This is a genomic window from Planctobacterium sp. R6 (genome assembly GCF_055755215.1).
Genome location: NZ_JBVTQY010000023.1, coordinates 60,068 through 72,863, shown reverse-complemented (window position 1 = coordinate 72,863; position 12,796 = coordinate 60,068). Strand labels below are relative to the sequence as shown.

At 46.1% G+C, this 12,796-nt stretch carries 10 protein-coding genes; 3 read left to right on the top strand and 7 right to left on the bottom strand.

All coding sequences use genetic code 11. The features are described 5' to 3' along the window. Window positions 1–61 precede the first annotated feature (61 nt). The 5 genes from AC0J20_RS14880 to AC0J20_RS14860 form a co-directional block, all read right to left on the bottom strand. Window positions 62–1,036 (bottom strand): hypothetical protein, encoded by a 975-nt coding sequence (locus AC0J20_RS14880; RefSeq protein ID WP_473022267.1) that lies wholly within the window; start codon window positions 1,034–1,036, stop codon window positions 62–64. Between the two features lie 180 nt (window positions 1,037–1,216). Continuing rightward, a complete protein-coding gene (locus AC0J20_RS14875; protein WP_473022266.1) occupies window positions 1,217–2,365 on the bottom strand; it encodes a nuclear transport factor 2 family protein in 1,149 nt (382 codons plus the stop codon). A 142-nt stretch (window positions 2,366–2,507) separates the two neighbouring features. Further along, window positions 2,508–3,572, bottom strand: coding sequence for a helix-turn-helix domain-containing protein (locus tag AC0J20_RS14870; RefSeq protein WP_473022265.1), 1,065 nt, complete (start codon window positions 3,570–3,572; stop codon window positions 2,508–2,510). Window positions 3,573–3,689: 117 nt separating this feature from the next. Continuing rightward, window positions 3,690–4,457 (bottom strand): type 2 periplasmic-binding domain-containing protein, encoded by a 768-nt coding sequence (locus tag AC0J20_RS14865; RefSeq protein ID WP_473022264.1) that lies wholly within the window; start codon window positions 4,455–4,457, stop codon window positions 3,690–3,692. Window positions 4,458–4,548: 91 nt separating this feature from the next. After that, on the bottom strand, window positions 4,549–4,833 hold the full coding sequence (locus tag AC0J20_RS14860) for a hypothetical protein (protein WP_473022263.1): 285 nt from the start codon (window positions 4,831–4,833) through the stop codon (window positions 4,549–4,551). A 61-nt stretch (window positions 4,834–4,894) separates the two neighbouring features. On the opposite strand from AC0J20_RS14860, the gene AC0J20_RS14855 reads away from it, so the two are divergent. Continuing rightward, the gene (locus tag AC0J20_RS14855; RefSeq protein WP_473022262.1) at window positions 4,895–5,134 is read left to right on the top strand and encodes a hypothetical protein; all 240 of its coding nucleotides are present in this window, start codon (window positions 4,895–4,897) and stop codon (window positions 5,132–5,134) included. 203 nt (window positions 5,135–5,337) lie between these two features. Here AC0J20_RS14855 and AC0J20_RS14850 read toward each other — a convergent pair whose 3' ends face one another. Continuing rightward, on the bottom strand, window positions 5,338–6,534 hold the full coding sequence (locus AC0J20_RS14850; RefSeq protein ID WP_473022261.1) for a DUF819 family protein: 1,197 nt from the start codon (window positions 6,532–6,534) through the stop codon (window positions 5,338–5,340). A gap of 91 nt (window positions 6,535–6,625) precedes the next feature. Here AC0J20_RS14850 and AC0J20_RS14845 point away from each other — a divergent pair, with 91 nt between their 5' ends. Together AC0J20_RS14845 and AC0J20_RS14840 are read left to right on the top strand one after the other, a co-directional pair. After that, complete coding sequence (locus AC0J20_RS14845) at window positions 6,626–6,922, top strand: CDGSH iron-sulfur domain-containing protein (protein WP_473022260.1); 297 nt, start codon at window positions 6,626–6,628, stop codon at window positions 6,920–6,922. A 119-nt stretch (window positions 6,923–7,041) separates the two neighbouring features. Further along, a complete protein-coding gene (locus AC0J20_RS14840; RefSeq protein WP_473022259.1) occupies window positions 7,042–10,320 on the top strand; it encodes an FG-GAP repeat domain-containing protein in 3,279 nt (1,092 codons plus the stop codon). Between the two features lie 54 nt (window positions 10,321–10,374). Here AC0J20_RS14840 and AC0J20_RS14835 read toward each other — a convergent pair whose 3' ends face one another. Beyond that, the gene (locus tag AC0J20_RS14835; protein WP_473022270.1) at window positions 10,375–12,531 is read right to left on the bottom strand and encodes an ATPase, T2SS/T4P/T4SS family; all 2,157 of its coding nucleotides are present in this window, start codon (window positions 12,529–12,531) and stop codon (window positions 10,375–10,377) included. Window positions 12,532–12,796: the final 265 nt, after the last annotated feature.

Below are 12,796 nucleotides of genomic sequence, written 5' to 3'. Positions count from 1 at the left end.
ACTATTATCGACAATTAGGCGAACATGCGGCAGCATAGCTCAAACAAATCCGCCTCCGAATTTACCGGGGCGATTCAGATTGAATAACATCGTTGATTTTGAGTAGACTTGCGGCTTGGGCTGTGACACTGGTGACTTTGGCCCCCTGTGCATGAGAGGTGATGGTTAGGCCGCTGCGGTCGGGCAGGTTTTTAAGGTGATGGCGTTGGTTTTCCTGGTAGTACAAGGTGTTTCTCTGAGCATCAATGATCAGGTTAAACCGAGATAGGACAGCGTTGCCAATTTTGCTCGTGTGTTGGTCCTCTGAAATCTTCTTTTCTGGCACTTCATTAAGCGGAGAGTTTATCAGCGGCCAGATAATGGCATGGTCGCCCAGGTAGGTTCTGTCCACTGGATACACTTCAAACTCCAGAACCCCTTCCATATCAAAATAAGGGGTGATGTAGGAATACAGTGGCGTTAATGCTTCTCCCAGTTTAGCTTTGCTTAGCAGAAAGTCTTGATTAAAGCCGGTATCTAAAGCGAACTCAAAGTATTGTGATTGTTTACCCAGTGTCAGGGGCATTTCGATAACAAATTGTTGCTTCACTGTTTTTAATGGCATTGTTGACCATTGTTCACTCTTTGACTTAATGCCTTTATCAAAAAGGTGTTGGGCGTGCAGGGTGATGCGCTGCGTATCGTAGTTAATTTCCAGGGTTTTGTGTTTAAACAAATCTTGCCCCACGATGCCAGCAATATAACTGTGGTAGCTTTTATGTGGACGCTTACTATCGCTCGTATCTATAGAGATCGTTAGGTCAGCAATCTCAATGTAAACCACCTCCTGGTCTGATACTGGATTGTGATCGCTGTTAAGCAATTGAGTTTGGTGTGCGCTGGTATCCAGTATGAATTCCATGGATTTGCCGTTAACCGTTACAGGTAGAAGAATGTGGTTGTTGAGTAAGCGAAAGGGGATGTCGATGGACTTTTGGCTACTTAACAGTGCACAGCCATTCAACAGCAACAGGGGAACAGTAAATATCGTTCTCATTCAAGGCTCACTATTATTATTGTTACCGGTAAGAACGGCCTAATGTAGCAAAAGGGGTTAAATGAGGTGTAAATATTTTTCTGTTATAGTTAGAAAAGAGTCATAAAAAGTAGTCAGAGTCTCTGAAAGAATTTTTTGTACACAATCTCAAATACTCTGACCCCTTAATAAAGCGGGAAATTAGTTCATCACCTTATCTAAAATCGCCATGATCTTCTCAGCCACCACTTTACTGGACTGGTGGTTGGTGCCGGTGACTACGCGACCATCTACCTCAACATAGGCCTCACTGCGGCCACCGTAACGGAAGTCACCACCTCTGGCTTCGATGGTTTTTTCGATAGAGAAAGGGAACTTCTGATAGTAGGCTGCGCTGAGTTTTTCGAATTCGTCCGGATAACCGCTAATGCGTTTGCCTTTAACCAGATAGCTGCCATCATCCAGCTTTAAATTAACAATGCCTGCGGTGCCATGACATACCGAAGAAACTATGCCGTTGTGTTTTTGGTAAATGGCCATGGAGATATCCTGCAAGGTTTGGTTTTCTGCCACTTCGTACATGGCATTTCCACCGCCCACATAATGTACCGCGCTATAGTTTTCAGGTTTGATATCTGCTGGGTGTTTGGTATTGGCCAGGGCATACATAAAGTCCTGATCATAGATGTAGTGTTTGTGTAGTTCATCGGAAGTATTGATATAGGACAAGGGTATCGCACCCCCCTGTGTACTAACAAAATCAACATTGTAACCACCTTGCTCAAAAGTATGGTAAGCGTTTACTAACTCTGAGAAGCTGACACCGGTTGCGAGGTCGGAATCGCCATGAAAATCGGCACTGGAAACAATAAACAGAATGCGTTTTCCGTTGCGTGTTTCGTCAGTTCGGGTCGCGGCTTTGCTGATAATTTGCCATTGATTATCCAGTTTACGCAGCAGGAACATATCGATCATGCGCAAGTTTCGCTCGGGATAGAGTATTTCTGCTTTTGCGGTGGCAATATTACCGACGATATCTATCGCAAGTATTTCGCCAATGCGGCCATTGTACTGACCTTGATTTTCCCCCTTAAACCACTGGATATATTCTTTTGCCGGTACAATCCAGTTGGGTATGTCTGCTTTCTCCAGATAGAGGTTAGCGTCTTTGTTAAAAGCCTGGGCGATAACCTCCGGTTGATTGAATGATGTGCCCTGAAAATAATTGTTTAGGGTAATGGTAATACGTTCAGTTTCTGAGGCTGTGTCAACATTTCCAGAACCCGTCGCCTGAGCATTCAGACAAAAAATAAATATAAAGTTGAGCGTGAGTAAAAGTTTCGTTGGCATAAAACACCTTTGCAATATTCAATTAAAACCAGGGTGCCGATGCTATGACAACGGAGTGCAGAATACGCCTGAGGCTATAAATTAGTATTACGGGTTTATAAATCCGGAGACTTCGTTGGATGTGAAAATAACAAAATGGGGTTCAGTTAGGTTGAGTTGTCGTAATGTTAGGGAGGTTCCTCTGGCGAAATTTGGCCGGAGTGGTGTGCTCCTGACGTCTGAAGGCGCTATAGAACGTAGATTGTGCATTAAATCCGGAAAGCTCTGCCACTGATTCAAGGCTTAGTGGCGGAATCTGCAATAGCAATCGTTTTGCTTCTTCGATGCGATACTGGTTAATAAAATGCGTAAAGGAGCTGTTGAGGTTGTCGTTCAACAACTGAGAAAGTTGCTGCACACTGATTTTCAATTCTTTAGCTAACTGTGGCAACGTCAGGTTGGCATCGATGTAACGCTTTTCGGTTTCCAGTAGTTTAGTGAGCTGTTTGACCAGGTGATCCGCCACAGGTTGATGAATTTTCTTGTTTTGATAGCGTGGCAATTGTCCTCTGCGCTCATAGATCGCTAAGAGGATGCTGAAATACAGCAAAAAAGAAAAGGATAATGCGCCCACAATGTAACTGGTGTAACTGGATGTGAAATAAGCCAACCAGATACAAAAGGTACCCGTCCAGGCTGTAGCCAGAATATTACTGTTCTGCCTTGCCTTAAGGTTGGCACTTTGACTATGGCGCCTGAAGCTCGTTTTGATGGCTGGCAAGGCCAACGGTAAACTCAGCAACAGGTATATTAACCAACTGTAGTTGATGATCTGGTACATCAAACGGTTAAATTCGGGAGTATTACTGCCATAGGGGAACACCAGGCCTGCAATCAGTAAGATGGCGAGCAGCGCTGCGCTGTGCCAACGCCAGGCCAATGGCGCCCGGTTAAGCTGAGAGCTTGCGGTCCGACAATAAAAGTACAAACAGGGGCCTATCAAGAAACAGGCCGATAAGCCCACTTGCCGGTAAATATCAGCCAGATCGGTAGAGAAGAATAAAAACACGGATTTACCGATACGTACACTGATCATAAGCAGTAATAACGCCAGAAAACGGCTGGCCAGACTGGCTGGCTTGCGGGTAAATAACCATGCAGAGACTAGCAGACCGTTGAAGGCGCCAAGCAGGCTAAAGAAAAAAAGTAACTGAGAGGAAATCGTCACATCGGGAGTCATTTTGTTAACGGGTAGCCCATGCTACCGTTTCCCGTTAGAAAGGGGAATTTGTGGATACGGAATTTTACATTTCTTGGTGTTATTTGATTCTGCCAGTCAGGCTCGTTATTTGCCTTTGTTGTTTGTCGGTTGACTATTAATTATCTGCTCAGCAGATAACAACTGGTACTGGTTTTTCAGTAAGCTAATTTGCTCAGGATTCGCTGCAATAAACCGGTTTAATTGTTCCAGTATATCCGGGTGACGATAGGAGGACATTTTAAACCCCACAATATCGTAGGGTAGTTCGGGATCCATCGTCAGATTGTGAAATTTTTTGTGGCGTTTTATCAAATGGCTGGCAACATGATATTCGATATCCGCTCCACTGACTCTGCCCAGTGCTACCATCTCAAGTGCCTGCATAGCATTGCCCACTTCAACCAGTTTAACCTCTTTATTGCTGATCAATGTCAGCCATTTGATGGGTGAAAAACCAAATGGAACCACCAGAGAGTTGAATCCTGACAATCCCTTACCTATGTCACTTTTTCTGACAATAGTACTGCCGGTTGCTTCGGCTATTGTGGTGCTGAAGTGCTTTTTTAACGATGGGTCATTGGGCAATTTCTTCCAGTTAGGATTGTCGGGATAAGCAAAGTCTACAATACCCTGTTCCAGTGCCAGATGCAGGCGTTTATTGGGTAAGGCGACGTATTGAATCTCGAGGTTGTGCTGGGCGGCGAATTGCGCCAGCAAAGCGGCTACATAGCTGTCCCGTGATTTGACAAAATCATAGTGGGGAAAGTAGACAATATTTTCCGTGCCAACTATGTAGGTTGTTTTGTGTTGAGCCCCCGTTGCAGTTGAGAAAAGGACTGCAAATAGCAACATTAATCGCAGAATGATAATCACACCCGAGCTGGCAACTGCTGTATTCTCAGATTATGGGGCCTCAACCGCTTCCGGGCAAGGCTTCACCGGATTATAAATCCCGGTGATCTTTGCGTTTCGCCACCCTGTTCAGTTGCTTTTGAGCGGCACCTCTCATGTGGGCTGGCCTGACTTCAGATATTTGTCCTGTGGTTTTGCTATAGTGTTTTGCGCCTGTCACTTCACTTGAGTCTGGCGCTAAATGCAATTCAGTGACACTGCCACTTCGGTGTCTCATGGTGAGACCATCTGCATCACCTTGCCTGGTTTTTAACAACACTTCCCGGGTTTTTGCCGTTCTGAGATCCCGGGCGCCATCCGCGGTTGCAATTGACATAAATTCATCAGCTTTAACCCGTTCGCCTTTTTTGAAAGACTTTTGTACACGGCGATGGTCCGTGGCTGCTGGAGCTGCCACTGGGGAAGCTGAAGGAGAAGGGCGTGAAACTGCCGGAGAGGCTGCTGCAGGAGATGGACGAGATTGTGCCACAGCGGCACTGGTGGCTGTCCGTTGGGCAGCAGGGGAGGTGTCAGGTCTGCCAATAACTGCTCCACTGTGGCTTCTGCTGGCCACAGGACTCTCTTGTAATCTCGACGTGGCTAAAGCGGGTGGGGCTGCTGGCCTTGTCGATGCCTGACGGCTTTGAGTGGCATTGCTTGCAGTTGGAGAGGGGCCGTGAGAAGTCGCAGCTGGTGTTTCAGCTTTTCGGCCTAAAAAGCTTCTGATTTTGTTAAACATAATACAGCCAACCCCTTAGTTTTGGTCAATTATTAAACTAGCAGAGGTTTGCTGTATTCACAATGTATTTCAATACATTTGGCTTGACGCTGTAATGCGGATTTACCCAGCCAATGAAGCCACTAGTAATCCTAATGGTGTGCCGACAATGTAACCAGCCACACCCGCTAAGATACCCGGCGTGGCCAATGCTGGCCAGCCTCTGGCCATCGCCAGTGCGGGAGCCGTGGTTGCACCCAGGATTGAGGCGTTGGAGGCAATGATGAGTTCAGGTAGAGATAGTCTGAATAAGCTTTCATTGTTGTTACTAAACTTTTTGCTTAAATGAGAAATAACTGCGCCCAGTCCGAATACCACCAAACCATGAATACTCAGTAATATGATCACAAAGGCCAGAAGAATTGGCGCTACGCTGAGTAACTTCACTACATCGGCACCGGCAGCAATGGCGGCAAAAAATACAAAGGCTAAAACGATACCTATGGTTTCACCACCTTGCAGTTTATGCATCGCTTTAGGGGCAACAGTAGCGGGCAAAATAGAGAACAGGGTGATAAACACATAACGCAGACGATCAATTTCATAGCCTGGGAACTGACTTTCTAACAGCATCACGGTGGCGTCTGATAAGGCCACCACCGACAGGGCAAAGGTTAATGCCGCCGCTAAGCTAAAGCCCGTTACTTTTTGGCTGCTTTGTGAGTAAGGGCGGGTTTCTTCCAACTCATGCTGTCGTACCGCATATTTTTCCATTAACCATTTTGAAGCGGGCATAATGGCTAAAATCGCCAAAAACAATGCACTCATCAGGTTGTCTACCGCTGTCGCGGCGGAAATAATGTTGGCATCATCAAAACCGGTAGACTGGATAACTGCTGCGTAGTTGACAGAACCTCCGGTGTAGGTAGCGGTAAAAATACCCGCTAAGTCAGCTTCCCGAGCGCCCAAGTCCAGCAGGTTAATACCGATAATAGCGCCTGCGGCTGAGCCGAGGCAGGCCAGAATAAACCCTAATCCTACGCGTCCGCTTTCCATGATAATGCGCTTAACATTGGCATTAATAAGGAACAAGGGGATTAACGCAGGCACCAGAAAGCGAAACACAAAGCTGTAGGCGTCAGCGCTTTTAGGGATGATGTTCAGGTTGGAGGCAATAATCGCCGCCAAAATAGCCCATACCGTACCTGTTACCAGTTTGCCCCAATGCTGTTTTTCAGCCCAAAAACCAAAAAATGCGATGGCGAAAAGCGCGGCTAACACAGCGAAATGGTGATCAGCGGGGATTAGACTTGAGTTCATTTTGTTTTTATTCTAAAACTGCAATTAGGGTATTAAGCCATTTCACGACCGGTTTTACCAGAAATCGACAAGAATTAATGGAAATAAGTTAGTGTCTCAGTCAAATTCAACTCCGCGCAACTCACCTTCAAATGACCGCCCGGTAGCGGTACAAGTGGAAAAGGGCAAGACCTATCTTTGGTGCTCTTGCGGAAAAACCGCCACAGTCCCTTTCTGCGATGGCACACATCAGGGAACCCGGTATCAGCCTTTTAAATATGTCGCTACAGAAACAAAAACGGAACACTTTTGCGGTTGTTCAGGTACCGGCAACAAGCCTTTCTGTGATGGTACTCATCAGTTTAAATTTGGTGGGGGCAGAGAGGATTATTATCGACGTTATGATTAGATTGCTCTGTTGCTATACCGCTGAATATGCAGAGAAACTTGCATTAAATCGGTGAAAATCTATACTTCCGCTTTTGTGTTTTTAATATTCCTCGATAGAAATTATAAGGACGTAATCTGATGACCAAAGGCTTGCTTCGCCACTTCCTTTTTATTGCTACGGCATTTTATGCAACCACTTCGAATGCGACTGACCTGGATTTTGACGGGGACGGTAAAGCGGATGTCGCAGTCAGAAGAGCCAGCAACTATTTTCAGTACATTCAAAATAGTGGAGATGGGGAGTTACAACGGCTTCAATTCGGTAAACACGAGAATGATATTCCTGTTAACGGCGATTTTGATGGTGACGGTATCGCTGATGTTGCAGTCAGACGCCCTTCTAACTTTTACTGGTACATAAAAAATAGTTCTGACGGTGAGTTACAGCGAGTTCAATTTGGTAAAAACGCCGATGACATTCCGGTTCCCGCGGATTATGACGGCGATGGCATCACAGATATCGCGGTCAGAAGACCATCCAATCAGATGTGGTATATCCTGAACAGCTCCGATGGTGAGATTCAACGAATTAATTTTGGCAAACAATCTGAAGATATCCCGGTTCCGGCTGATTATGATGGTGACGGTAAAGCTGATGTGGCAGTTCGCCGAGCTTCCAATCAAATGTGGTATATCCTGAATAGCTCCGATGGTGAGATCCAACGGTTTAATTTTGGCAAACAGGTGGAAGATATTCCGGTGCCAGCGGATTACGATGGAGATGGCAAAGCCGATGTGGCGGTGCGTCGTCCTTCTAATCAATACTGGTATGTGCTAAACAGCAGCGATCAAAGTATCAGCCGCTATCACTTTGGTAAACAAAGCACTGATATTCCTGTTGTGGCGGATTATGACGGTGATGGAAAAGCTGATATCGCGGTCAGGAGAGCCTCAAACCAGTATCAATACATATTGCGCAGTTCTGATGGAGTGACAGAGCGCCATCACTTTGGCAAACAGGATACCGATATCCCGTTAGCATCACCTATCGCAACCAGAATGGCAATGGTTGCACCAGTCACAATGCCGGAGGAGTATGATCCTTCCATTGAGACCGAAACATCCTTGTTTGTTTATGAGAACTCATTAGTGGTGCTTGAAGCTTCCGCTCAAGATCCCGAGGGTGAATCCATCAGCTATTTGTGGCAACAAATGTCTGGTACAACTGTTGCCTTATTTGAGCCGGAATCGCCGCGAATTCAAATAAATGCTCCCGATCTTGACGTATCAGAAACACTGACATTCAGAATCACTGTCAGTAACCAGAGTGGTAATAGCGCCTACCAGGATGTTGCTGTTTCAGTTCTGGCGAGTCAAAACGATATTTATCTGGATGCCGGCGATGACGTCACGGTAACAGAAGATGAGACGGCCTTACTAGATGCAACCCTGGTGGATGCTGACAATGTATTTACTTCAGTTCGCTGGAGTACGTTCACTGAAAGTGGTGTTTATTTTGAGACCCCTGAACTCTTGTCTACCAACGTTACTTTTGATGCTATAGAAGAAGATTTATTGCATGAAGTTCTGGTAACTGTAGAGGATGCCAATGGCTATAGTTTGACGGATAAGTTAACACTATATGTATTGAATAACGATGAAGATGGACCTGATGAGCCTACCGATCCAGGTAGTGAATGGGAGATTAACGTTACAGCTCCGGACGATGTTGAGCTTTACGAAGGAGATTCCTTGCAATTAACAGCCACAGCGGTGGATCCTGATAATCGATTAAACCAGGTGAGCTGGAGCCAGTTGTCTGGCGTTTCATTAGAACTTTCAGACACTGATCTTTTCACCGTAACCGTGGTTGCTCCAGAAGTTGATGCGAGTGAAGATGCAGTATTGCAAGTGCAGGTTACTGATGCTGACGGCAACACCGCTTCAGATACAATTACGGTCAGAGTTATTAATCTATCTTCGGAAGTTGTGTTTAATCTGCAGTGCCAGGCACCTGAGCCATTAACTTTAGAAGTCAATGTTAACCAGTTCACTTATACCACTGAATCGGCATCTAATTTTTCTGCGCTGGGCCTGGCGGACCAATACCTGTATGCCGGTGATTTAAACGATGATCAACTGACCGATTTGCTGGTAGGTGGTGAAGACAATAACTCACTGGAACCATCGGCGCTGATTTTCCTGCAAAGCAATGGTGATGGTAGCTTCACTGATGTCACCTCTAATTACCTTGATACTGAAGTCAGTATCCATGCTCCAAAGGCGGCTACAGCAGACTTTAATGGCGATGGCATGGTGGACTTTGTCATTATGGATGGAGGTAACCTGGATCGCGGACAAGCACCAAGCGGTGGTTATTACGGCGAGTCCCCGGTTGTGCTGATGAGCAATGAGGAAGGCAAGTACGCGGTTTCCACCCAGTTGGCAGAAGCCTATCTGGCATCAACCGGCAATGATCATATTCACAGTAAAGGCGTTACCTGGGGTGATATTGACGGCGATGATGATATTGATGTCTTTGTTGAAAGTGGCGGTGGTTACAACAACATCGTGGGGCACTTTCTCATAAATGATGGCAGTGGCAATTTCAGCGTAGATTACGATAATCGAATCGCCACAGAGATTCTTCACGGAGGTGAGCAGTATCAATATTACTGGCGATACATTTATCACAAACTGGAAGATATGAATGGCGATGGTTTTCCTGATTTGGTCATGGGACGGTTAAAACGCATCGATAATAATCAGGAATTCAATTTTAATAAAATAGCCTACAACAATGGTTCTGGATATTTCAGAAAACAGGACGTGCATCACTTGCCTGGCGTCGAGTGGAACGATGACTACACCTATGTGAAGTCTTTGGTTGTAGGCGATCTCAACGGTGACGGTGCTAAAGATCTGGTGCTGGCACATGAGCGTGGCAATACTAACGCTGATCCGTCTGCGGGTAACACCGGCAGGTATTTACAAGCACTTATCAGTGATTGTAATGGTGAATTTACCGATGAAACCGATACCTATTTTGCTGATCAGTCTTTAACCACCGAAATCTATTCTTTTTATGGTCGCAATATCAATATGCCCTTGCCAATGATATTTGCGGATATGAATAACGACGGTCTGAAAGATTTGATAATGGCTGGTTCTGCCTATATTGATGAGAACTCGCCGTACCTTTATATCAGAAAGGCCGACAGAACTTTTGAAGTACAGGACCCTACTTTGTTACAACCACAAAGATACTGGGGCGAGAAGGCTTATCCTATTGATTTGAATGGTGATGGCTTGCTGGACATGGTGCACTCAGATTATACGCCAGGTCCTGATGGTGTATACAACACCGGTGATGAAAACTCTGAGTTGATCACCACAATTACCAGTAGTACAAACTAAAAGGGAAAGACCAGGTCTTTCCCTCTATATTAAGTTTTCGAATTGGGAAAGGTGCTATTCAACCCCTGAAATTATCTGCACCTGGGCGATATCGGTATCGCCCTTAAGTACTTTGTACAGGCCGTCCTGAACCAGGGTTCGCATGCCGTCTGTGGTGGCTTGTTTCGCCATGGCTGAAACCGATGCTTCTTTATACACGAGAGCTCGTAATTCCGGAGTCATGGTGAGCAATTCATGCACGCCGGTACGGCCCTTATAACCGGTTCCACCGCATTCTTCGCAGCCTTTACCGCGGTGTAACTTTAATGGTTCTTTAAAGCCAATCTCTTCGAGTTTATCTTCGCCATATTGACGTTTTACAAATCCCACTTCCGCGTCGGTGGCCGGATATTCCTCTTTACAGTTCTTGCATAGGGTTCTGATTAGACGCTGCGCTAAGATACCGACACAGGCATCAGAGAAGTTAACCGGATCCAGGCCGAGATCTAATAAACGGGTAATGGTTTCCGGTGCGGAGTTGGTATGCAGTGTGGATAATACGAGGTGACCGGTCAGCGAAGCTTCGATACCGGCATGGGCGGTTTCTTTGTCCCGCATTTCACCAATCAGAATAATATCAGGATCGGCCCGTAAAAAAGCTCTCAAGGCGTTGGCAAAGGTAAAGCCAATTTTGGGGCTCACCTGAACTTGCTGCAAACCTGGTTGGGTGATTTCTACCGGATCTTCGGCCGTCCAGATCTTTTTCTCTGGGGTGTTTAAATGGCCTAATATGGCATGCAACGTTGTGGTTTTACCTGAACCTGTCGGACCCACAACCAGCAAAATGCCATGCGGCTTAACTATCATGGTTTTGAGCATGTCGGTATTGCGCGGACTCAGATTCATCTTATCCATCGGCATAGCGCCACCGGCCGCCAGGATACGCATAACCACGCCTTCACCCGCTACAGTGGGAATGGTGGCAACACGTACTTCGACCGGTTTGCCCTGCATTCGGAAGGCCAGTTTTCCATCCTGAGGAACGCGTTTTTCAGCAATATTGAGATTGGCCATAATTTTGATGCGCGCTATCACGGCACTGTGGTGGGATGCCGGTAACTGAGTGATATCGCGGCACACACCATCAACACGCATTCTGACGCGGGTGGGTCCGCCTTTTTCGGCATCTATGTGTATATCTGAGGCGTTAATACGTTTGGCATCATGCAAGATACGACTCACCAGGCGTACCACTGCGGGAGCATCGTCAGATAATTCATCCACCAGTTCTTCATGTTCATCGGAGCTGGTGCTGATCTCATCGAGAATTTCGTCCATCTCGCCGGGACCCTTGCTGTCACCGCCGGTGGCCTCACCGAGGTATTGCAGCACGGTATTGGGTAGCCCCACCGAGATTTCGTAATGCTCTATACCTAATGCCGATTCCACTTCCATCAACAACGCGGCATTATTGGGTTCAGCCATGATAACAATCGGGTTTTCTCTGGTATCGGCAATCACGGCCACCAGATTGCGTTTCAGGTAGGAAACATTTAACCGGCTTTCGTTCTGGAAGAGATGATATTTATCAGGCAAATAGTCCAGCCAGGGCACCTGATAGTGAATCGACAGCGCCTGGCCTATTTCGTTTTCCGGGATGCGATGTTCTGAAGTTAATCGCTGAATCAGATGTTTTTGGTCCTTACAACTTTCAATCAGCGGGTCCAGTACAGATTCCTGAATCAATCCTCTGTGTACCAGGTATTGGAAAGGTTGTTTTGTGCCTCCTAACTCAAACCGGAATTTGTTGCCCAGCATATCTGCAAGGCCTTTACCCAGGCGCAAATCAGCGTCGTTAAAATCGCCGCGCTGTTTGTTGATCACCTGCATCACCCCGAGTATGACACCGGCATTCATGATCGGTACACATAAAATGCTTTTCGTTTTAAACGAGCTGGACTTATCGAATTTGTCTGCGAATTTAAGGCGAGGGTGAATGTCTCTGAGCTCTTCGGCGTTGTATGGGTCGTTAATGATTAAGGGTAACTGGCTTAGTGCAACATAACCCGCAATTGATTGCGGACTGATAGCTACTTTGATTTCGCGAATTTCATTGCCGGTTTTAAATCGGGCGACCAGATCCTGATGCTGACGGCGGCGCTGAAAGATACTCATGCGCTCGGCCCCAAACAACTTAAGGATGATGGGCTCTAACTTCTGATAGGCATCCATCAACGTTTCGTGTTGTTCAAGGTAACCGTCGATTTTTTTCAGAAGATCATCTTGTCGAACCTGGTCATTAATCATTCTGTAAATGCATTCCTCTGTTGTTAGTTTTATTTCATGAGCAATAACACTGTTAACTATAGCTGAGCTTACTACTTTCATGACGATTCCTTGTCAAAAGTTATTCCGATTGCTCAGTTTATCGTCAATGCGCAACGTGCAAAACTGTACTTCGGTACAGGTTGCTTATCAAAGCGCGAAGTGAGTATTC